The following is a 19,973-nucleotide window of genomic DNA, read 5'->3' on the forward strand; positions in this document are numbered from 1 at the left end:
GTCATCAGCCCGGACAAGGTTCGCTTGCCGCTAGCCCCCCCGCTCTTTAGACTTACGCCTCATTTAAACGAGAGCAGGGTCGATGCCAGCTGCCTTCCCCCCCGATTCTGTTGGACTGGTCGTGCCCCAAGTGGCGCACTTCAGCGAACCCCTGGCCCTGGCCTGCGGTCGATCGCTGCCGGCCTATGACCTGATCTATGAAACCTACGGCGCGCTGAACGCCACGGCCAGCAATGCCGTGCTGATCTGCCACGCCCTGTCTGGCCATCATCACGCGGCGGGCTACCACAGCGCCGACGAGCGCAAGCCCGGCTGGTGGGACAGCTGCATCGGCCCCGGCAAGCCCATCGACACCAACAAGTTCTTTGTGGTCAGCCTGAACAACCTCGGCGGCTGCAACGGGTCCACCGGCCCCAGCAGCCTCAACCCGGAGACCGGCAAGCCGTTTGGCGCCGACTTCCCGGTGTTGACCGTGGAAGACTGGGTGCACAGCCAGGCACGCCTGGCCGACCTGCTCGGTGTACGCCAATGGGCGGCGGTGATCGGCGGCAGCCTGGGCGGCATGCAGGCGCTGCAATGGACCATCACTTACCCCGACCGTGTGCGCCATTGCCTGGCCATCGCCTCGGCCCCCAAGTTGTCGGCACAGAACATCGCCTTCAACGAAGTGGCGCGCCAGGCGATCCTCACCGACCCGGAGTTCCACGGCGGTTCGTTCCAGGAAGCGGGCGTGATCCCCAAGCGCGGGCTGATGCTGGCGCGGATGGTCGGGCACATCACCTACCTGTCGGATGACTCCATGGGCGAGAAATTCGGCCGTGGGCTCAAGAGCGAGAAGCTCAACTACGACTTCCACAGCGTCGAGTTCCAGGTCGAAAGCTACCTGCGCTATCAGGGCGAGGAGTTCTCCGGGCGTTTCGACGCCAACACCTACCTGCTGATGACCAAGGCCCTGGACTACTTCGACCCGGCGGCAAACTTTGATGACGACCTGGCGAAAACCTTCGAGGGTGCCAGCGCCAAGTTCTGCGTGATGTCGTTTACCACCGACTGGCGCTTCTCCCCGGCCCGTTCGCGGGAACTGGTGGATGCGCTGATGGCCGCGCGCAAAGACGTCTGCTACCTGGAGATCGATGCACCGCAAGGCCACGATGCCTTCCTGATCCCGATCCCACGTTATTTGCAGGCTTTCAGCAACTACATGAACCGCATTACTTTGTGAGAACGCCATGAGAGCCGACCTGGAAATCATCCAAGACTGGATCCCCGCCGGCAGCCGCGTGCTCGACCTCGGTTGCGGCGATGGCGAACTGCTGAGCTGGCTGCGCGACAACAAGCAAGTCACCGGCTATGGCCTGGAAAACGACCCGGACAACATCGCCCAGTGCGTGGCCAAGGGCATCAACGTGATCGAGCAAGACCTGGACAAGGGCCTGGGCAACTTTGCCAGCAACAGCTTCGATATCGTGGTGATGACCCAGGCCCTGCAGGCCGTGCACTACCCGGATCGGATCCTCGACGAAATGTTGCGTGTCGGCCGCCAGTGCATCATTACCTTCCCTAACTTCGGCCACTGGCGCTGCCGCTGGTACCTGGCCACCAAGGGCCGGATGCCAGTGTCGGACTTCCTGCCATACACCTGGTACAACACACCGAACATTCACTTCTGCACCTTCGAGGATTTCGAAGCACTGTGCAGCGGGCGCGAAGCCAAAGTGATCAACCGCCTTGCCGTCGATCAACAGCACCGCCACGGCTGGGCGAGTAAGCTATGGCCTAATCTTTTAGGTGAGATCGGGATTTATCGGGTCAGCAGTCCCGGCCTGACCGACCATCAGATTGCCGTCTAACCATTTTCGAGGAGGACGATCATGAGTCGCCTGGCTATTTTTCTACTCACCGCCTGCCTGGGCGCCAGTGCCATGGCCGCCGGCCCTATCGACAGTAACCGGCAGAAGGCGTTTGGTGATATCACCGTGCACTACAGCACCTTCACCTCCAGCTTCCTGCAACCCGAGACGGCCCAGGCTGTAGGCGTGGTGCGCAGCAAGAACAAGGGCATGATCAACGTCTCGGTGATCAAGGGTGTCGAGCCCGTGGCGGCGCAAGTGACCGGCACGATCAAGGACTTGACCGGCAAGAGTGAAATGCTGACCTTCAAGCAAATCACTGAAAAAGGCGCGATCTACTACCTCGCCCCCTACTCAGTGCCGCAGCAGGAATTCCGCACCTTTACCATCAATGTTGAAACCGGCGGCAAGGCCCACGGTTTCAGTTTCACCCAAGAACTGTTCCCGGCCGAATAATGAACCTGACACAACTCGTACTGGCCAGCCATAACGCCGGCAAACTCAAGGAACTCCAGGCCATGCTCGGCGAATCGGTGCAATTGCGCTCGATTGGCGAGTTCAGCCAGGTGGAACCGGAAGAAACCGGCCTGTCGTTCGTTGAAAACGCCATCCTCAAGGCCCGCAATGCCGCGCGCATTTCCGGCCTGCCGGCATTGGCCGACGATTCTGGCCTGGCCGTGGACTTTCTTGGCGGCGCGCCCGGCATCTACTCGGCGCGTTATGCCGACGGCAAAGGCGATGCGGCGAACAATGCCAAGTTGCTGGACGCTCTCAAGGATGTACCAGAGGCGATGCGTGGCGCGCAGTTCGTCTGCGTGCTGGCCCTTGTGCGGCATGCCGACGACCCGCTGCCGATCCTCTGCGAAGGCTTGTGGCACGGGCGCATCCTGCATGCGGCCAGTGGCGAGCATGGGTTTGGCTATGACCCGCTGTTCTGGGTGCCGGAGCGCAAAGTCTCCAGCGCCGAACTGAGCCCCGCCGACAAGAACCAGATCAGCCACCGCGCCCGTGCAATGGATTTGCTGCGCCAGCGCCTGGGCTTGAAATGACCCACGACACCCCGGCGCTGCCGCTGATCCACGGCGGCGCGCAAACACCTCGGGCGGCCCTGCCAGTGCTGCCGCCCCTGGCGCTGTACATCCACATCCCGTGGTGCGTGCGCAAATGCCCTTATTGCGACTTCAACTCCCACACCGCCAGCCCGGTGTTGCCGGAAGAAGAGTACGTCGACGCACTGTTGGCGGACCTCGACCAGGATCTGCACGCGGTATATGGCCGTGAGTTGAGCTCGATTTTCTTTGGTGGCGGTACGCCAAGCTTGTTCAGCGCCGCGGCATTGGGCCGGCTGCTCAAGGGCGTCGAACAACGTATCCCGTTTACCAGCGATATCGAAATCACCCTGGAAGCCAATCCCGGCACCTTCGAACAAGAGAAGTTCGTGGCTTATCGCAAGCTGGGGATCAATCGCCTGTCCATCGGTATCCAGAGCTTCCAGCAGGAAAAACTCAAGGCCCTGGGCCGCATCCACAATGGCGATGAGGCCGTAAGAGCCGCCGGCATGGCGCGCCAGGCCGGTTTCGACAACTTCAACCTGGACCTGATGCACGGCTTGCCCGATCAGTCCCTGGACGATGCGCTGGGCGACCTGCGCCAGGCCATCGCCCTCAAGCCGACCCATCTGTCGTGGTACCAACTGACCCTGGAACCCAACACAGTGTTCTGGAACCAGCCGCCGACGCTGCCGGAAGACGACACCCTGTGGGATATCCAGGAAGCCGGCCAGGCCCTGCTCGCCGAACACGGTTACGCCCAATATGAAGTCTCGGCCTACGCCCAGCCGGACCGGCCCGCGCGGCATAACCTCAACTACTGGAGCTTTGGCGACTTTATCGGCATCGGTGCCGGTGCCCACGGCAAGCTCAGCCATCCAGACGGGCGCATCGTGCGCACCTGGAAGACTCGCGCACCGAAGGACTACCTCAACCCGGCCAAAAGCTTTCAGGCAGGCATGAAAGAGCTGACCAACGAAGAGTTGCCCTTCGAGTTCCTGATGAACGCCCTGCGCCTTACCGACGGCGTTGAGGCCAGTCTTTACGCCGAACGCACCGGCCTGGACCTGGCCAGCCTGGATGAGTCCCGGCGCGAGGCAGAACAAAGTGGCTTATTGCAGGTCGAACCGTCACGCCTGGCGGCCACCGACCGTGGGCAACTCTTTCTCAATGACCTGCTGCAGAAGTTTTTGAGCTGATCGCTCTAAGGAAATCCCATGGATCTGGTACTCGACCTGCTTGCCACCGTATCCCGCTGGAGCCGCAGTAACCTGTCAGAAATATCCCTGGCGCTCGTCGGCTGCCTGCTGGTGCTGTTTGGCGCCGACATCAAGGGCTGGGTCGAAGCACGCCTGGGCAACATCGCCGGCGCCTTGCGCGTACCGTTGATGGCGCTGCTGTGCATGATCGGCAGCGGTGCTGCGTTGATCTACGCCACGCCGTGGATTGTGCGGGGGTTGAGCCAGTTTAATAACTACAGTTTGGCGCCGGTGTTGTTGGTGGTGCTGGTGCTGATTGGCGTGGTTGCCGACCGCCGCTGACCAAAAGCCCAACACCAAAAAACTGTAGGAGCGAGATTGCTCGCGAAGAACGTTAACGATAACGCAGAGCTATCAGGTAGCCCGCGTCGCCTGTCCGTTTTTCGCGAGCAAGCTCGCTCCTACAGTTGATCGCATTTCAGTCTTCTAGCTGATCAAGCCAGCTTTTCGAACTTCAAATCCCAAACCCCATGCCCCAACCGCTCGCCACGACGCTCGAACTTGGTGATCGGGCGCTCGGCCGGGCGTGGCACACATTGGCCGTCTTCGGCCAGGTTGCGGTAGCCAGGGGCGACGTTCATCACTTCCAGCATGTACTCCGCGTAGGGTTCCCAGTCGGTGGCCATGTGCAGGATGCCGCCCACTTTCAGCTTGCTGCGCACCAGTTCCGCGAAGGAGGCCTGGACGATACGGCGCTTGTGGTGACGGCTCTTGTGCCACGGATCCGGGAAAAACAGCATCAGGCGGTCGAGGCTGTTGTCGGCGATGCAGCGGTTGAGCACTTCAATCGCGTCGCAGTCGTAGACCCGCAGGTTTTTCAAGCCTTGGGTCAGCACGCCGTTAAGCAATGCGCCCACGCCCGGACGGTGCACTTCGACACCGATAAAGTCTTGCTCGGGCGCAGCTGCGGCCATTTCCAGCAGGGAATGGCCCATGCCGAAGCCGATTTCCAGGGAGCGCGGGGCCGAGCGGCCAAACACCTGGTCAAAGTCCACCGGCGCATCGGCCAGGGGCAGGACGAACAGCGGCGTGCCTTGTTCCAGGCCCTTTTGCTGGCCTTCAGTCATGCGCCCGGCACGCATCACAAAACTCTTGATGCGGCGGTGCTTGGACTCGTCGCCTTCTTCCACGGGGTTCGGCGTTTCGTTTGATTCAGTCATCAATGGCTCTTACTTGATCAGACCATCCAGCGGCGAGGAGGCGCTGGCGTAAAGTTTTTTCGGCATGCGACCGGCGAGGTACGCCAGGCGGCCGGCGACAATCGCGTGTTTCATGGCTTCGGCCATCATGATCGGCTGTTGCGCGTTGGCGATGGCCGAGTTCATCAGCACCGCTTCGCAGCCCAGCTCCATGGCAATGGTAGCGTCGGACGCGGTACCGACACCCGCGTCCACCAACACCGGGATCTTGGCTTCTTCGAGGATGATCTGCAGGTTGTACGGGTTGCAGATCCCCAGGCCAGTACCGATCAGACCGGCCAGCGGCATGACCGCGATGCAGCCGATCTCGGCCAGTTGGCGGGCGATGATCGGGTCATCGCTGGTGTAGACCATCACGTCGAAACCTTCCTTGACCAGGGTTTCGGCGGCCTTGAGGGTTTCGATCACGTTGGGGAACAGGGTTTTCTGATCCGCCAGCACTTCCAGCTTCACCAGGTTGTGACCGTCGAGCAGCTCACGGGCCAGGCGGCAGGTGCGCACGGCTTCGATGGCGTCGTAGCAACCGGCGGTGTTCGGCAGGATGGTGTAGCGGTCCGGCGGCAGGATATCCAGCAGGTTCGGTTCGCCCGGGTTCTGGCCGATGTTGGTGCGGCGCACGGCTACCGTCACGATCTCGGCGCCCGAGGCTTCGATAGCCAGGCGGGTTTCTTCCATGTCACGGTACTTGCCGGTGCCTACCAGCAAACGCGACTGGTAGGTACGACCGGCCAGGACGAAGGGCTTGTCGCTACGAACGATGCTCATGGGAAATCCTCGCAATGGGTTGAGGTTCTGCAGAATCCGGATACGTGCCGGCAGGCTAGCCGCCGCCGATGGCGTGGACCACTTCGACCTGGTCGCCTTCGGCGAGGGCGGTGTCGGGGTGCTGGCTACGCGGGACGATATCCTGGTTGAGCTCCACTGCGACGCGACGTCCGGTCAGTTCCAGACGGGCCAGCAGGGCCGCGACGGTTTCACCGTCGGGCAGTTCATAGGGTTCGCCGTTCAACTGAATGCGCATGCCAGGGCCGCCATCGTTTTTAGGGGCCAGCATTCTAGCCTGATCATGACCTGAAGGTCAGCTACAAGCGTCAAGCGGTCATTGCAGGCGCCAGGCGGCCAGGCCAAGGCATAGCCAGCCGATCAGGAACGCCAGGCCGCCGAACGGGGTGATGATCCCCAGCTTGCCGATGCCGATGGTGGTCAGCAGATACAGGCTGCCGGAGAACAGCAGGATACCGATGGTAAACGACACCCCGGCCCACATCACCAGGCGCCCGGGCAGGTGCGCGGCCAGCAAGGCCACGCCAAACAAGGCCAGGGCGTGTACCAACTGATAGGTCACGCCAGTGTGGAAAATCGCCAGGTATTCAGCACTCAGGCTTTTTTTCAGGCCGTGGGCGGCAAATGCGCCGAGGGCAACACCGGTAAAACCGAAAAAAGCCGCCAACATCAGAAAGCCACGCAGCATGAGGAACTCCAGTCAGACTCATTGGACAGGGTCTGTATAATGGCCCGCTCAACGGGTTCGGCCAAGCCATCTCTATGCTGCGTGTCCTCTTCAGTCGTTTTCTCAAAGTCGTGAAATGGTTTGTCATCGGCAGTATTTTGCTGGTGCTGCTGTTTCGTGTAGTACCGCCGCCGTTCACTGCGCTGATGATCGAACGCAAGATCGAATCCTGGGTCGACGGCGAGCCCATCGACCTGCAACGCACCTGGGTGCCGTGGGATGAGATCTCCGACGACCTGAAAGTGGCGGTCATGGCCGGCGAAGACCAGCGCTTCCCCCAGCACTGGGGCTTTGATTTCGGCGCGATCCAGGCCGCCCTGCTGCATAACGAGCGCGGCGGCTCGATTCGCGGCGCCAGCACGCTGAGCCAGCAGGTGTCGAAAAACCTTTTCTTATGGGCCGGCCGCAGTTATTTGCGCAAGGGCCTGGAAGCCTGGTTTACCGGACTGATCGAAATCCTGTGGCCCAAGCAGCGGATTCTTGAGGTGTACCTCAATAGCGTGGAATGGGATGAAGGGGTGTTTGGCGCAGAAGCGGCGGCTCGGCACCACTTTGGGGTGAGTGCCAAGGGGCTTTCGCGGCAGCAGGCCAGCTATCTGGCGGCGGTGCTGCCTAACCCGCGGGTGTGGAGTGCCAGCCACCCGACGGCATATGTGGCGCGGCGGGCGGCGTGGATTCGTCAGCAGATGGGGCAGTTGGGCGGTACAGGCTATTTGAATGAGCTGAACAAAACACGTCAGGCGCCGTGGTCAAACTGACACCACACAAAACCAAATGTGGGAGTAAGCCCGCTCTCACATTTTTGTGACCGCGCTATATTTGAGGTTGTCGACTGCAAACAAAAATGCCCCGATCTTTCGATCGGGGCATTTTTTTGGCCATTCGCTGCGTGTTAGGCGGCGATCGACAGTTTCAGCTTGTTCATCGCGCTTTTCTCAAGCTGACGAATCCGCTCGGCCGACACGTTGTACTTCTGGGCCAGGTCATGCAGCGTGGCTTTTTCTTCTGCCAGCCAGCGCTGGTAGAGAATGTCACGACTGCGGTCGTCCAGCACTTCCAGCGCTTCGTGCAGGTTGTGGTTGGAGTTGTCGCTCCAGTCGGCATCTTCCAGTTGACGCGCCGGATCGTACCGGTGGTCTTCCAGATAGTTGGCCGGCGATTGGAAAGCACTGTCGTCGTCCGCTTCGGCGGCCGGGTCGAAGGCCATGTCATGGCCGGTCAGGCGACTTTCCATCTCGCGCACTTCCCGCGGCTCCACGCCGAGGCTTTCCGCCACACGGTGGACTTCCTCGTTGTTCAGCCACGCCAGGCGTTTTTTCTGGCTGCGCAGGTTGAAGAACAGCTTGCGCTGGGCCTTGGTGGTCGCGACTTTCACAATGCGCCAGTTGCGCAGGATGAACTCGTGAATCTCCGCCTTGATCCAGTGCACGGCGAACGACACCAGACGCACGCCCATTTCCGGGTTGAAGCGCTTTACAGCCTTCATCAGGCCGACGTTGCCTTCCTGGATCAGGTCAGCCTGGGCCAGGCCGTAGCCGCTATAGCTACGGGCGATATGTACGACAAAACGCAGGTGGGCGAGCACCATCTGCCGAGCCGCCCCCAAATCCTGCTCATAATAGAGACTCTCGGCCAGTTCACGCTCCTGCTCGGGCGTCAGCAAAGGAATGCTGTTGACCGTGTGCACATAGGCTTCCAGGTTCGCGCCTGGGACCAGAGCATAAGCAGGTTGCAAAGAAGTGGTCATACGAAAAAACCTCCGACTCACATAACTCGTGCAGTTCAGCACTGCGAAAATTGACCGGAAACCGTAGGACAAGTTCCCTATAAACGCTGAAAGGTCAATACAAGCAAAAAGACACTATTTCGGCGCCAACTCCCTGAGATGGCGTGCGACTGCGATCCATGCACCGATATAACCCAACAACACCGCGCCAAGCAAGAGTGATAGACCATCGGCAGCGGGTACGCCAGCCAAGGCAAAATCACTGCCATACAAACCGGCCAGGCCGATTACCGCGTCGTTCAGCCAATCCAGGCCAAACGCCAATACGCCCCAGGACAGAATCCCGGCACCGAAGCCATAAAGCGCGCCCATGTACAGAAAAGGACGACGCACATAGCTGTCTGTGCCGCCGACCAGTTTAATCACTTCTATCTCGGTGCGGCGGTTTTCAATATGAAGACGAATGGTATTGCCTATCACCAAAAGTAATGCAGAAACCAGCAACACCGTCAGGCCGAAGACAAACCGGTCGCCCAGCTTGAGAATCGCCGCCAGACGCTCGACCCAGACTAAATCAAGCTGCGCTTGTTGTACCTTGGGCAGTTCAGCCAGTTTTTGTCTTAATGCTTCAAGGGCGGTCTTGTCGACCTCATTCGGCGTGACCAGTACTACGCCCGGCAGCGGGTTCTGCGGCAGCTCCTTGAGCGCCTCGCCCAGGCCCGATTGCTGCTGGAATTCTTCCAGGGCCTGTTCACGACTGATGTACTCGGCATCCGCCACGCCTGGGATGTTCTTGATCTGCTCGCGCAGGGCCTCGCCTTCATTGGCGCTGGCGTCCAGTTGCAGGTACAGGGAAATCTGCGCCGCGCGCTGCCAGGAACCGCCGAGGCGCTCGACATTATTAAGCAGCAATGACAAACCCATCGGCAGGCTCAAGGCCACGGCCATCACCAGGCAGGTAAAGAAGCTGCCAATCGGCTGCTTGCCCAGGCGGCGCAGGCTGTCCACCAGGCTGGCGCGATGGCTTTCGATCCAGGCGTGCAGCAGGGTGCTGAAGTCCGGACCGTCGTCTTCGTCGCGTTTCTTTTTCTGCGGCTGCGGGTCGGCCGGTTTCGGCGCCACGCGCTCGGAGACTTTAGGGCTACGTGTGGCACTCATACGCCAGCCTCCCCATCACCAATCAGGCGACCGCGTTGCAAGGTCAGCATGCGATGGCGCATGCGCGCGATCAATGCCAGGTCGTGGCTGGCAATCAGCACGCTGGTGCCCAGGCGATTGATGTCTTCAAAAACCCCCATGATTTCTGCAGCCAGGCGCGGATCGAGGTTACCGGTCGGTTCATCCGCCAGCAGCAAGGCCGGGCGATGAACGATGGCGCGGGCAATGCCGACACGCTGTTGCTGGCCTGTGGACAGGTCGCCGGGGTACAGGTCGGTCTTGTCCGACAGCGCCACACGCTCCAGGGCCGAATCCACACGCTTGACGATCTCGGCCTTGGACAGCCCGAGAATCTGCAATGGCAGGGCGATGTTGTTGAACACCGTGCGATCGAACAGCAACTGGTGGTTCTGGAACACGACGCCGATCTGCCGGCGCAGAAATGGAATCTGCGCATTACTGATAGTGGCCAGATCCTGGCCCGCCAGCAGCAACTTGCCGGTGGTGGGACGCTCCATGGCCAGCAGTAGGCGCAGCAAGGTACTTTTGCCGGCGCCGGAATGCCCGGTGACAAACAAGAACTCGCCACGGCGTACCCGGAAACTCAGCTCATGCAAGCCCACATGCCCATTGGCATAGCGCTTACCGACCTGTTCGAATCGAATCATGAACGCTCCCGCTCGGCAAACAGTGCCTGGACAAAGGGTTCGGCTTCAAACGTGCGCAGGTCATCAATACCTTCGCCGACACCGATATAACGAATCGGCAGCCCGAATTGTTTGGCCAGGGCGAAAATCACCCCACCCTTGGCCGTGCCATCGAGCTTAGTCAACGCCAGGCCAGTCAGTTGCACCGTCTGGTTGAATTGCTTGGCCTGGCTGATCGCGTTCTGCCCGGTGCCGGCATCCAGCACCAACAACACCTCGTGCGGCGCATCGGCGTCGAGCTTGCCGATGACCCGGCGCACTTTCTTCAATTCTTCCATCAGGTTGTCTTTGGTGTGCAGGCGACCGGCGGTATCGGCAATCAGTACGTCGATGTTACGGGCCTTGGCGGCCTGCACGGCATCGAAGATCACCGAGGCGGAATCGGCGCCGGTGTGCTGGGCGATGACCGGGATCTTGTTGCGCTCGCCCCATACCCGCAATTGCTCCACGGCAGCGGCGCGGAAGGTGTCACCGGCGGCGAGCATGACTTTCTTGCCTTCCAGTTGCAGCTTCTTCGCCAACTTGCCGATAGTGGTGGTCTTGCCGGCGCCGTTGACGCCTACGACCAGGATCACGAACGGCTTGTTCTCGGTGATGACCAGCGGTGCTTCCACCGGCTTGAGCATGGCGGCCAACTCGGCCTGCAATGACTTATAAAGTGCATCGGCATCAGTGAGCTGCTTGCGCGCAACCTTCTGGGTCAAGCTTTGGATAATGACGGCGGTGGCTTCGACGCCCACGTCAGCGGTCAGCAGACGGGTCTCGATATCTTCGAGCAGTTCGTCATCAATGATCTTCTTGCCCAGGAACAGGCTGGCCATGCCTTCGCCGATGCTGGCGCTGGTCTTGCTCAGGCCTTGCTTGAGGCGGGCGAAGAAGCCGGTCTTGCTGGTTTCGGCAGGCGCTTCGACAGGTGCAGGTACCAAGGCAGCCTCGATGACTGCGGGTGCAGCGATCACCACCGGAGCGGGCTCGACTACCAGCGGGGCCGGTTCAGCAACGACGGGTAGCGGCTCGACAGGCTCGACAGGCTCGGCAATGGCAGGAATCGGCGGCGCCACATGCTCGGCCTGTACATCCTCGACCAACGCCACAGGCTCTTCAGCCACCGGCAATGTCGGCCATGGCTTGTGCTCTGGCTCTGGCTCTGGCGCAGCTTCCACCACCGGCTGCAAAACCGGCTCGGCGATAGGCAACACGACCGGCGCCGGCGCCTCGACGACGGGCTCGGCCACCCGCTCAATCACCGGCTCACTTTGCAGGAGCGGCTGCGGAGCAGGCTCAGGTTGGACTTGCGGCTGTTCGACGACGGTTTCCTGCGGCTTTTTGCGCAGCCATCCAAACAGGCCTTTTTTCTCGCCAGCCGCAGCTGGGTTCTTCTTGTCGTCGTTGGAACCAAACATGGAGGACGGCTATCTCAAGGTAGCGACGCGCCAAGGTGGCGCCCCGGTAAATAATATTCAATGCGCAACAGACTGTTTTTTAGCCAGCTTGTTCATGCGCAGTATTTTGTGAGGCGTGAATACAGCCTCAACAAATCGATTCAATATAGGACTGAAGCGACAAAATCGGCGAAAAGCGGATGAAAACCGGGGAAACCCACCGATAACTCCATCTTTACGACGACTGGATCCGAAACGATATGACCGCCGCAGTGGCCGTCGCTAATACGGATCAGTATCCTAGCACCTCCTCGCCCGCCGACGCTAAGACCAAGCGGGCAGCCCAACAGGTTTAAAAACGAATGAATGCTCTAGCCCGCCGCGCCGCAGGCCTGCTGCTCAGCACAGTTTGTCTGCCCCTTTCAGCCTTGGCTGCCGATCCTCAACCCACCCACGAATTCACTCTGGACAACGGCCTCAAGGTCGTCGTGCGCGAAGACCATCGCGCCCCGGTGGTGGTATCGCAGGTCTGGTACAAGGTCGGCTCCAGCTACGAAACCCCAGGCCAGACCGGCTTGTCCCACGCCCTGGAACACATGATGTTCAAGGGCAGCTCCAAGACCGGCCCCGGCGAAGCCTCGTTGATCCTGCGCGACCTGGGTGCCGAGGAAAACGCCTTCACCAGCGATGACTACACGGCCTACTACCAAGTACTGGCCCGTGACCGCCTGGGCGTCGCCCTGGAGCTGGAGGCTGATCGCATGGCCACCCTGCGCCTGCCGGCCGACGAGTTCAGCCGCGAGATCGAAGTGATCAAGGAAGAGCGCCGCCTGCGCACCGATGACAACCCGATGTCCAAGGCCTTCGAGCGCTTCAAGGCGATGGCCTATCCGGCCAGTGGCTACCACACGCCGACCATCGGCTGGATGGCTGACCTGGACCGCATGAAGGTCGAGGAACTGCGCCACTGGTACCAATCCTGGTACGTGCCGAACAACGCCACCCTGGTGGTGGTCGGCGACGTGACTCCGGACGAGGTGAAAACCCTGGCCCAGCGTTACTTCGGCCCGATCCCCAAGCGTGACGTGCCACCGGCGAAAAAACCGCTGGAGCTGGCCGAGCCGGGCGAACGCCTGCTGACCCTGCACGTGCAGACTCAATTGCCGAGCGTCATCCTGGGCTTCAACGTCCCGGGCCTGGCCACCGCCGAAGACAAGCGCTCGGTCAATGCCCTGCGCCTGATCTCGGCCCTGCTCGATGGCGGCTACAGCGCGCGCATCCCAAGCCAGTTGGAACGCGGTGAAGAACTGGTGTCCGGGGCTTCGACCAACTACGACGCCTACACCCGTGGCGACAGCCTGTTCACCCTGAGCGCCACGCCCAACCAGCAGAAGAAGAAAACCGTCGCCCAGGCCGAAGCCGGGCTCTGGCGCCTGCTGGACGAACTCAAGGCCAAGCCACCGACTGCCGAGGAGCTGGAGCGTATCCGCGCCCAGGTCATTGCCGGCGTGGTCTACGAGCGCGACTCCATCACCAGCCAGGCCACGGCCATCGGCTCCCTGGAAACCGTCGGCCTGTCGTGGAAACTCATGGATACCGAACTTGCCGAATTGCAGAGCGTGACGCCCGAGGACATCCAGAAGGCCGCACGCACGTATTTCACCCGCGAACGCCTGAGTGTCGCCCATGTCCTGCCAGAGGAGACCACTCATGAGTAATCGCAAAAACAACCGCCTGGTGCTGCCCGGCCTGATCGTCGTGACCCTGGTGGCAGCGGTCGCGGTGTATATCGGTCGCCCGGACGACTCCGTGGCCAGCCCGGCGCTGGAACAGGCCAAGTCCAGCAAGACCCTGCAATCGCTGGCAGAACTGGACGGCAAGAACCCGACCAACCGCAAGCTCAACGTGCAGACCTGGAACACCGCCGAAGGCGCCAAGGTGTTGTTCGTCGAGGCCCACGAACTGCCGATGTTCGACATGCGCATCCTGTTCGCCGCTGGCAGCAGCCAGGACGGCAACACCCCAGGCCTGGCCCTGCTGACCAACGCCATGCTCAACGAAGGCGTGCCGGGCAAGGATGTGGGGCAGATTGCCGCCGGTTTTGAAGGCCTGGGTGCTGACTTCAGCAACGGTGCCTACCGCGACATGGCGCTGGTCTCGCTGCGCAGCCTCAGTGCCGCCGACAAGCGCGACGCCGCCCTCACGCTGTTTGACCAGGTGATCGGCCAGCCGACCTTCCCTGCCGACTCCCTGGCACGGATCAAGAACCAGTTGCTGGCCGGCTTCGAGTACCAGAAGCAGAACCCGGGCAAGTTGGCGAGCATCGAGCTGTTCAAGCGCCTGTACGGCGATCATCCCTATGCGCACCCGAGCGAAGGCACGCCTGCGAGCGTTCCGGCGATTACCCAGGCGCAGCTGCAAGCATTCCACGCCAAGGCCTACGCCGCTGGCAACGCGGTGATCGCGATGGTCGGCGACCTGTCCCGCGCCGACGCCGAGGCCATGGCGGCCAAGGTGTCCGCATCCCTGCCCAAGGGCCCGGCGCTGGCGAAGATCGCCGAACCGACCGAGCCCAAGGCTGGCCTGGGGCATATCGAGTTTCCATCCAAGCAGACGCATCTGTTGTTCGCACAACTGGGCATCAACCGTGCCGACCCGGACTACGCGGCCTTGTCCCTGGGCAACCAGATCCTGGGTGGCGGTGGTTTTGGCACCCGCCTGATGAGCGAAGTGCGTGAGAAGCGCGGCCTGACTTACGGCGTGTATTCGGGCTTCTCGCCGATGCAGGTACGTGGCCCGTTCATGATCAACCTGCAGACCCGCGCCGAAATGAGCGGCGGCACCTTGCGCCTGGTGGAGCAAGTGCTGGCCGACTACCTCAAGACCGGGCCGACGCAAAAAGAACTGGATGACGCCAAGCGCGAGCTGGCCGGCAGCTTCCCGCTGTCTACCGCGAGCAACGCCGATATCGTCGGGCAACTGGGCGCCATGGGTTTCTACAACCTGCCGCTCAATTACCTGGAAGACTTCATGCAGCAATCCCAGGCCCTGACCGTCGATCAGGTCAAGGCCGCCATGAACAAACACTTGAGTAGCGATAAAATGGTGATTGTGACCGCAGGTCCAACCACCGCGCAAAAGCCACTACCGCCCCCCACTGATAAACCTGCCGAGCAACCGCTCGGGGTTCCGGAGCATTAATGGCCAGTCCATCGCGCCCTAAAAAACCTGTCCATAACGTTCACAACGGTGTGGGCCAACTGCGCATCATTGGCGGCCAATGGCGCAGCCGCAAGCTGAGTTTCCCCGATGTGGTGGGCCTGCGTCCTACACCGGATCGGGTCCGTGAGACCTTGTTCAACTGGCTCGCGCCGTACATCGAAGGGGCCAAGGTGCTTGACCCGTTCGCCGGCAGCGGGGCGTTGTTCCTGGAGTCCCTGTCCCGTGGCGCGGCCCTGGGCCAGGCCCTGGACGCAAGCAACGTGGCAGTGTCCAGCCTGCGCGAACACCTGGGCACCCTGCGCTGCACCACCGGTCATGTACAGACCGCCGATGCCCTGCGCTATCTGGAAACCCAGCCGGCCAGTGCATTCGACGTAGTGTTCCTCGACCCACCGTTCAACCAGAACCTGTTGCCGACGGTCTGCGCGCTGCTGGAAGAGCGCCAATGGTTGGCCGATGACGCCTGGGTCTACACCGAAAGTGAAGCTGCGCCTTCGACCCTTGGCCTGCCGGGCAACTGGCGCCTGCACCGCGAGCAGAAATCCGGGCGGGTGTATTACGCGCTGTGGCAACGTACGGCGTAGGAGCGAGCGTGTCTGCGGGCGGCGTTCCGACGAAGGCCGCCAACGATAACGCAGCGCATCTGATAGAGGTGCGTCGCTTGTTGGTTCTTCGCGAGCAAGCTCGCTCCTACAATGATCGGTGTGTATGACGCCTTCATCCAACCGCTTCAGCCCCGCCTTCGGCCTTGGCAACCCCCATCTGCAAACGCTGTGGGGCCCGCTCTGGCGCGCTACCAACCACCTCGATCGCCAGCGCGAACGCCTGTGGCTGGAGGATGGCGACTTTCTCGACCTCGACTGGCATGGCCCGCATGATCCCCATGCGCCGCTGGTGCTGGTGCTGCACGGGCTGACCGGTTCGTCGAATTCGCCCTACGTCGCAGGCCTGCAAAAAGCCCTGGCCGGCCAGGGCTGGGCCAGCGTTGCGCTGAATTGGCGCGGCTGCTCCGGCGAACCCAATCGGCTGGCCCGCAGTTACCATTCCGGTGCCAGCGAAGACCTGGCGGCCACCATCGCGCACCTGCGGGCCAAGCGGCCGTTGGCGCCGCTGTATGCCGTGGGCTATTCCCTGGGCGGCAATGTACTGCTCAAGCACTTGGGCGAAACCGGCGACAGCTCTGGCCTGCAAGGGGCGGCGGCGGTATCGGTGCCGTTTCGCCTGGACCAGTGCGCCGACCGCATCGGCCTGGGCTTTTCACGGGTCTATCAGAAGCATTTCATGCGCGAGATGCTCGGCTATATCCGGGCCAAGCAACGCCAATTCCAGCAGGACGGACGCGAAGACGCGCTCAAGACCCTGGCCGACCTGGGCTCGCTGGAGAAGATGCGTACGTTCTGGGACTTTGACGGGCGCGTCACCGCGCCGCTGCATGGCTACCTGAGCGCCGAGGACTATTACCGGCGCGCGTCGAGTCGCTACTTTCTAGGCGCGATTCGCACACCGACGCTGATCATCCAGGCGGCGGACGATCCTTTTGTGTTTGCCCACAGCCTGCCCCAGGCCAGCGAGCTGTCGGACTGCACCGAGTTTGAACTACAGGCCAAGGGCGGGCATGTGGGGTTTGTCGACGGTTCGCTGAAACAGCCTGGCTACTACCTGGAGCGGCGGATCCCGCAATGGCTGCTGTCGCAACTCGGTCAATAATGTAGGAGCTGGCTTGCCAGCTCCTACATTGGATTGGGTTTACAGGCCCGGCAACTCAGTCGCCGGTTGCGATTTGTCGCTGCGGATCATTGATCCACTCACTCCACGACCCCGCATACAGCTTACCCAACGGATAACCCGCCAGGCTCAGGGCAAACAGGTTGTGGCACGCCGTCACACCCGAGCCGCAATACGCCACCAACTCATCCGGCGAACGGTCTTGCAGCTTCTGGGCAAACCGCTGCTTGAGCTGCTCCACCGGCAAGAAACGCCCATCACTGCCCAGGTTCTCGTTGAACGCCGCACATTGCGCCCCGGGAATGTGCCCGGCAATCGGATCAATCGGCTCCACCTCGCCGCGAAAACGCGGCAAGGCGCGGGCATCGATCAGGGTCAGGCCTGGCTGGCCCAGGCGTTTTTGCAGGTGTTCGGCATCCAGCAACAGGTGGTTGTCCGGGCTGCCGACGAAGGTTCCAGGCTCGATCTTCGGGGCATCCAGGCTCAAGGGGAAACCTGCGTTGTGCCAAGCCTTCAGCCCGCCATCAAGGATCGACACGCCGTCGCGCTTGCCCAACCACGCCAGCAGCCACCAGGCACGGGCGGCATACGCGCCTGGGCCGTCGTCATACAGCACGATCTCGCTGTCGGCATGGATGCCCCAGGCCTGCAACTGCCGGATCAGTGCCTGGGGCGCCGGCAGTGGATGGCGCCCGGTCACGCCCTTGGTCACCGGCCCGCTGAGGTGGCGTTCCAAGTCAGCATACTGCGCACCTTCGATATGCCCTTCGGCATAGCTGCAACGCCCGTAGTCCGGGTCTTCCAGGGCAAAACGGCAATCGAGGATGACTAAGCCTGCATGCTTCTGGCGTTCGGCCAGTTGTGGCGGGCTGATCAGTTGCGCGAGCGGCATGACGGACTCCTGGAAATACGTTTAGGAAAGGGCTTACTTCACTTCTTCCAGTGCCTGATTCAACGGCACGTAAAACTCCTTGAACAACCCGTCCACGGCCTCTTTAGCCTGCGGCGTGATAAACCCAGCCTCCAGCACCAGCACCTGATACACCCCGCGCTTGATCGCCTCGGCACTCAGGTGCGTGGAGTTTTCATTGGTGGTACACAAAAAACGTACCCAGGAGGTCAGGATGATCCAGGCATTGAGGGTCAGGGCTTCGGTCTGCACCGGGTCCATATTCAGGATTCCGGCCTCGACAAACCCCCGGTAAATCGCGCCGCCCTGAATCAGGCAGCGCTGGGAGAAACGCCGGTAGCCCGTAGCCAGTTCCGGGTCGCTCTCCAGCAAATGCTCAAGGTCACGATGTAAAAAGCGATAGCGCCACATACCGGCCAGCACCGCCTGCAGATAGAAGCGCTTGTCTTCGACCACCATTGCACGCCCCTGTGGCGGGCGCAGGAAGCTGTCCACCAAGGCTTCGTACTCGCGAAACAGCACCGCGATAATCGCCTGCTTGTTCGGGAAGTGGTAGTACAGGTTGCCCGGGGATATTTCCATGTGGGCGGCAATGTGATTGGTGCTGATGCTGCGCTCGCCCTGCTGGTTGAACAGCTCCAGGCTGGTTTGCACAATGCGTTCGCTGGTTTTTACTCGTGGTGCCATGGGGTATCGGCTTCTTGAATCCTGATGCAAACATCTTACGGTCTATCCTTGCCAGGATAAAACTGCATGTTGCTGCGAAGGCATTTGACAAAATAGAGCAATGACTCTAAAAACGCAGTTATACCAATAACAATCAGGAACTGCGCCATGCCTGCCAACGTTGCCTACCTGCAAGATTCCCAGGCGCTGGACCAACTCCAGGACCTGTTTGACGCCCAACGGCGCGCCTACGCAGGTAACCCGATGCCGCCGGCGGCGCAGCGCCAGCAGTGGCTCAAGGCCTTGCGTGACCTGCTCAGCGACGAGCGCCAGGCGCTGATCGAGGCCATCAGCAGTGACTTCAGCCATCGCAGCGCCGATGAAACCCTGTTCGCCGAACTGATGCCCAGCCTGCACGGCATTCACTACGCCAGCAAACACCTCAAGGGATGGATGAAACCGTCGCGCCGCGCTGTAGGTATAGCCTTCCAGCCGGCGTCTGCCAAAGTTATCTATCAACCGCTGGGGGTCATCGGGGTGATCGTGCCCTGGAACTATCCGTTGTATCTGGCCATCGGCCCGTTGGTCGGTGCGTTGGCGGCGGGCAACCGGGTGATGCTCAAGCTCAGCGAATCCACCCCGGCCACCGGTCAGTTGCTCAAGACCCTGCTGGCGAAAATCTTCCCCGAAGACCTGGTATGCGTGGTGCTCGGCGAAGCGGAAGTGGGCATGGCGTTTTCCAAACTGCCTTTCGATCACCTGCTGTTCACTGGCGCTACCAGCATCGGCAAGCATGTGATGCGCGCCGCCGCCGAGCACCTGACCCCGGTCACCCTGGAACTGGGCGGCAAATCCCCGGCCATTGTCTCGGCGGATGTACCGCTCAAGGACGCCGCCGAACGAATCGCGTTCGGCAAGGCGCTGAATGCCGGGCAAACCTGTGTGGCGCCGGACTACGTGCTGGTTCCAGAGGACCGGGTAGAGGGCTTCGTCGAAGCCTACACCCAGGCGGTACATGGGTTTTATCCGACACTGACCGATAACCCGGACTACACCGCCATCATCAACGAGCGACAACTCGCCCGGCTCAATGCCTACGTCAAGGACGCCACCGACAAGGGCGCGACCCTGGTGCCGCTCTACGACCAGGGCCAGGCCCGGCGCATGGCCCATAGCCTGCTGCTGAATGTCAGCGATGAGATGACCGTGATGCAGGACGAGATTTTCGGCCCGGTGCTGCCCATCGTGCCCTATCGCGGGATCGACCAGGCCTTTGCCTACATCAACCAACGCCCTCGCCCACTGGCGCTGTATTACTTCGGCTACAACAAGGCCGAGCAGAATCGCGTACTCCACGAAACCCATTCCGGCGGCGTGTGCTTGAACGACACCCTGCTGCATGTGGCTCAGGACGATATGCCATTTGGCGGCATCGGCCCGTCGGGCATGGGCCACTACCATGGCCATGAAGGCTTCCTCACCTTCAGCAAGGCCAAGGGCGTACTGATCAAGCAGCGCCTGAACGCGGCGAAGCTGATTTACCCGCCGTATGGCAAAGCCATCCAGAAACTGATCCAGAAGCTGTTCGTGCGCTAAAACCGTTATCACCG

22 protein-coding genes are annotated in these 19,973 nt (G+C 61.3%); 12 read left to right on the forward strand and 10 right to left on the reverse strand.

Annotated features, from left to right (window positions below; translation table 11 throughout):
• The first annotated feature begins 82 nt into the window (after positions 1–82).
• From metX to FJD34_RS14480, 6 genes are read left to right on the forward strand one after another with little or no spacing between them, the layout of a single operon-like run.
• The gene (gene metX, locus FJD34_RS14455; RefSeq protein WP_032858805.1) at positions 83–1,222 is read left to right on the forward strand and encodes a homoserine O-succinyltransferase MetX; all 1,140 of its coding nucleotides are present in this window, start codon (positions 83–85) and stop codon (positions 1,220–1,222) included.
• Between the two features lie 7 nt (positions 1,223–1,229).
• Complete coding sequence (gene metW / locus FJD34_RS14460) at positions 1,230–1,850, forward strand: methionine biosynthesis protein MetW (protein WP_029300485.1); 621 nt, start codon at positions 1,230–1,232, stop codon at positions 1,848–1,850.
• A 21-nt stretch (positions 1,851–1,871) separates the two neighbouring features.
• Positions 1,872–2,306: a DUF4426 domain-containing protein gene (locus tag FJD34_RS14465; protein ID WP_029300487.1), complete on the forward strand. Its 435-nt coding sequence runs from the start codon at positions 1,872–1,874 to the stop codon at positions 2,304–2,306.
• The gene (gene rdgB, locus FJD34_RS14470) at positions 2,303–2,899 is read left to right on the forward strand and encodes an RdgB/HAM1 family non-canonical purine NTP pyrophosphatase (protein ID WP_032858808.1); all 597 of its coding nucleotides are present in this window, start codon (positions 2,303–2,305) and stop codon (positions 2,897–2,899) included. The genes FJD34_RS14465 and rdgB overlap by 4 nt, the downstream gene beginning before the upstream one ends.
• Positions 2,896–4,098, forward strand: coding sequence for a radical SAM family heme chaperone HemW (gene hemW, locus FJD34_RS14475; protein WP_090292320.1), 1,203 nt, complete (start codon positions 2,896–2,898; stop codon positions 4,096–4,098). The genes rdgB and hemW overlap by 4 nt, the downstream gene beginning before the upstream one ends.
• 18 nt (positions 4,099–4,116) lie before the next feature.
• Positions 4,117–4,440, forward strand: coding sequence for a DUF3392 domain-containing protein (locus FJD34_RS14480; protein WP_029300493.1), 324 nt, complete (start codon positions 4,117–4,119; stop codon positions 4,438–4,440).
• 152 nt (positions 4,441–4,592) lie between these two features.
• Here FJD34_RS14480 and trmB read toward each other — a convergent pair whose 3' ends face one another.
• The 4 genes from trmB to FJD34_RS14500 form a co-directional block, all read right to left on the reverse strand.
• On the reverse strand, positions 4,593–5,318 hold the full coding sequence (trmB, locus tag FJD34_RS14485; protein WP_032858810.1) for a tRNA (guanosine(46)-N7)-methyltransferase TrmB: 726 nt from the start codon (positions 5,316–5,318) through the stop codon (positions 4,593–4,595).
• 9 nt (positions 5,319–5,327) lie between these two features.
• A complete protein-coding gene (locus FJD34_RS14490) occupies positions 5,328–6,122 on the reverse strand; it encodes a thiazole synthase (protein ID WP_017845016.1) in 795 nt (264 codons plus the stop codon).
• Positions 6,123–6,177: 55 nt separating this feature from the next.
• Positions 6,178–6,378, reverse strand: a complete 201-nt coding sequence (gene thiS, locus FJD34_RS14495; RefSeq protein ID WP_090293215.1) for a sulfur carrier protein ThiS — start codon at positions 6,376–6,378, stop codon at positions 6,178–6,180.
• Between the two features lie 78 nt (positions 6,379–6,456).
• On the reverse strand, positions 6,457–6,828 hold the full coding sequence (locus FJD34_RS14500) for a DUF423 domain-containing protein (protein WP_032858813.1): 372 nt from the start codon (positions 6,826–6,828) through the stop codon (positions 6,457–6,459).
• Between the two features lie 74 nt (positions 6,829–6,902).
• Between FJD34_RS14500 and mtgA the strand changes: the two genes are divergently transcribed.
• Positions 6,903–7,625 (forward strand): monofunctional biosynthetic peptidoglycan transglycosylase, encoded by a 723-nt coding sequence (gene mtgA / locus FJD34_RS14505; RefSeq protein ID WP_032858815.1) that lies wholly within the window; start codon positions 6,903–6,905, stop codon positions 7,623–7,625.
• Between the two features lie 134 nt (positions 7,626–7,759).
• On the opposite strand, the gene rpoH is transcribed toward mtgA, so the two are convergent.
• From rpoH to ftsY, 4 genes are all read right to left on the reverse strand, one after another.
• Positions 7,760–8,614, reverse strand: coding sequence for an RNA polymerase sigma factor RpoH (gene rpoH, locus FJD34_RS14510; RefSeq protein WP_003176698.1), 855 nt, complete (start codon positions 8,612–8,614; stop codon positions 7,760–7,762).
• 114 nt (positions 8,615–8,728) lie between these two features.
• Positions 8,729–9,751 (reverse strand): permease-like cell division protein FtsX, encoded by a 1,023-nt coding sequence (ftsX, locus tag FJD34_RS14515; protein WP_032858816.1) that lies wholly within the window; start codon positions 9,749–9,751, stop codon positions 8,729–8,731.
• Entirely contained in the window at positions 9,748–10,419 is a 672-nt protein-coding gene (gene ftsE, locus FJD34_RS14520) for a cell division ATP-binding protein FtsE (protein ID WP_003213784.1), read from the reverse strand. Before ftsE ends, ftsX begins: the two co-directional genes overlap by 4 nt.
• On the reverse strand, positions 10,416–11,861 hold the full coding sequence (ftsY, locus tag FJD34_RS14525; RefSeq protein WP_090292322.1) for a signal recognition particle-docking protein FtsY: 1,446 nt from the start codon (positions 11,859–11,861) through the stop codon (positions 10,416–10,418). Before ftsY ends, ftsE begins: the two co-directional genes overlap by 4 nt.
• Positions 11,862–12,202: 341 nt before the next feature.
• Between ftsY and FJD34_RS14530 the strand changes: the two genes are divergently transcribed.
• The 4 genes from FJD34_RS14530 to FJD34_RS14545 all read left to right on the forward strand — a co-directional run bounded on the left by FJD34_RS14530 (position 12,203) and on the right by FJD34_RS14545 (position 16,769).
• The gene (locus FJD34_RS14530) at positions 12,203–13,558 is read left to right on the forward strand and encodes a M16 family metallopeptidase (protein WP_032858820.1); all 1,356 of its coding nucleotides are present in this window, start codon (positions 12,203–12,205) and stop codon (positions 13,556–13,558) included.
• A complete protein-coding gene (locus FJD34_RS14535; RefSeq protein ID WP_032858822.1) occupies positions 13,551–15,041 on the forward strand; it encodes a M16 family metallopeptidase in 1,491 nt (496 codons plus the stop codon). Before FJD34_RS14530 ends, FJD34_RS14535 begins: the two co-directional genes overlap by 8 nt.
• Complete coding sequence (rsmD, locus tag FJD34_RS14540; protein WP_032858824.1) at positions 15,041–15,646, forward strand: 16S rRNA (guanine(966)-N(2))-methyltransferase RsmD; 606 nt, start codon at positions 15,041–15,043, stop codon at positions 15,644–15,646. The genes FJD34_RS14535 and rsmD overlap by 1 nt, the downstream gene beginning before the upstream one ends.
• Positions 15,647–15,770: 124 nt before the next feature.
• Positions 15,771–16,769 carry a hydrolase gene (locus FJD34_RS14545; protein ID WP_090292324.1) on the forward strand — a complete coding sequence of 333 codons (999 nt, stop codon included), beginning with the start codon at positions 15,771–15,773 and terminating at the stop codon, positions 16,767–16,769.
• Positions 16,770–16,824: 55 nt separating this feature from the next.
• Here FJD34_RS14545 and FJD34_RS14550 read toward each other — a convergent pair whose 3' ends face one another.
• Both FJD34_RS14550 and FJD34_RS14555 read right to left on the reverse strand, forming a co-directional pair.
• Complete coding sequence (locus tag FJD34_RS14550; RefSeq protein ID WP_090292326.1) at positions 16,825–17,679, reverse strand: sulfurtransferase; 855 nt, start codon at positions 17,677–17,679, stop codon at positions 16,825–16,827.
• A gap of 33 nt (positions 17,680–17,712) precedes the next feature.
• On the reverse strand, positions 17,713–18,384 hold the full coding sequence (locus tag FJD34_RS14555; RefSeq protein WP_032858829.1) for a TetR/AcrR family transcriptional regulator: 672 nt from the start codon (positions 18,382–18,384) through the stop codon (positions 17,713–17,715).
• Between the two features lie 147 nt (positions 18,385–18,531).
• Here FJD34_RS14555 and FJD34_RS14560 point away from each other — a divergent pair, with 147 nt between their 5' ends.
• Positions 18,532–19,959, forward strand: a complete 1,428-nt coding sequence (locus FJD34_RS14560; RefSeq protein ID WP_090292328.1) for a coniferyl aldehyde dehydrogenase — start codon at positions 18,532–18,534, stop codon at positions 19,957–19,959.
• Positions 19,960–19,973: the final 14 nt, after the last annotated feature.

This window comes from Pseudomonas brenneri (assembly GCF_007858285.1).
In the GTDB taxonomy this organism is placed as follows: Bacteria; Pseudomonadota; Gammaproteobacteria; order Pseudomonadales; family Pseudomonadaceae; genus Aquipseudomonas; species Aquipseudomonas brenneri.

Coding starts and splice junctions, on each gene's coding strand:
- FJD34_RS14465 (WP_029300487.1), top strand. CDS start 1,872: ATGAGTCGCCTGGCTATTTTTCTACTCACCGCCTGCCTGGGCGCCAGT.
- metX (WP_032858805.1), top strand. CDS start 83: ATGCCAGCTGCCTTCCCCCCCGATTCTGTTGGACTGGTCGTGCCCCAA.
- rpoH (WP_003176698.1), bottom strand. CDS start 8,614: ATGACCACTTCTTTGCAACCTGCTTATGCTCTGGTCCCAGGCGCGAAC.
- rsmD (WP_032858824.1), top strand. CDS start 15,041: ATGGCCAGTCCATCGCGCCCTAAAAAACCTGTCCATAACGTTCACAAC.
- FJD34_RS14490 (WP_017845016.1), bottom strand. CDS start 6,122: ATGAGCATCGTTCGTAGCGACAAGCCCTTCGTCCTGGCCGGTCGTACC.
- FJD34_RS14550 (WP_090292326.1), bottom strand. CDS start 17,679: ATGCCGCTCGCGCAACTGATCAGCCCGCCACAACTGGCCGAACGCCAG.
- ftsE (WP_003213784.1), bottom strand. CDS start 10,419: ATGATTCGATTCGAACAGGTCGGTAAGCGCTATGCCAATGGGCATGTG.
- FJD34_RS14530 (WP_032858820.1), top strand. CDS start 12,203: ATGAATGCTCTAGCCCGCCGCGCCGCAGGCCTGCTGCTCAGCACAGTT.
- FJD34_RS14560 (WP_090292328.1), top strand. CDS start 18,532: ATGCCTGCCAACGTTGCCTACCTGCAAGATTCCCAGGCGCTGGACCAA.
- ftsX (WP_032858816.1), bottom strand. CDS start 9,751: ATGAGTGCCACACGTAGCCCTAAAGTCTCCGAGCGCGTGGCGCCGAAA.
- FJD34_RS14500 (WP_032858813.1), bottom strand. CDS start 6,828: ATGCTGCGTGGCTTTCTGATGTTGGCGGCTTTTTTCGGTTTTACCGGT.
- FJD34_RS14480 (WP_029300493.1), top strand. CDS start 4,117: ATGGATCTGGTACTCGACCTGCTTGCCACCGTATCCCGCTGGAGCCGC.
- hemW (WP_090292320.1), top strand. CDS start 2,896: ATGACCCACGACACCCCGGCGCTGCCGCTGATCCACGGCGGCGCGCAA.
- FJD34_RS14555 (WP_032858829.1), bottom strand. CDS start 18,384: ATGGCACCACGAGTAAAAACCAGCGAACGCATTGTGCAAACCAGCCTG.
- trmB (WP_032858810.1), bottom strand. CDS start 5,318: ATGACTGAATCAAACGAAACGCCGAACCCCGTGGAAGAAGGCGACGAG.
- FJD34_RS14545 (WP_090292324.1), top strand. CDS start 15,771: ATGACGCCTTCATCCAACCGCTTCAGCCCCGCCTTCGGCCTTGGCAAC.
- mtgA (WP_032858815.1), top strand. CDS start 6,903: ATGCTGCGTGTCCTCTTCAGTCGTTTTCTCAAAGTCGTGAAATGGTTT.
- ftsY (WP_090292322.1), bottom strand. CDS start 11,861: ATGTTTGGTTCCAACGACGACAAGAAGAACCCAGCTGCGGCTGGCGAG.
- metW (WP_029300485.1), top strand. CDS start 1,230: ATGAGAGCCGACCTGGAAATCATCCAAGACTGGATCCCCGCCGGCAGC.
- thiS (WP_090293215.1), bottom strand. CDS start 6,378: ATGCGCATTCAGTTGAACGGCGAACCCTATGAACTGCCCGACGGTGAA.
- FJD34_RS14535 (WP_032858822.1), top strand. CDS start 13,551: ATGAGTAATCGCAAAAACAACCGCCTGGTGCTGCCCGGCCTGATCGTC.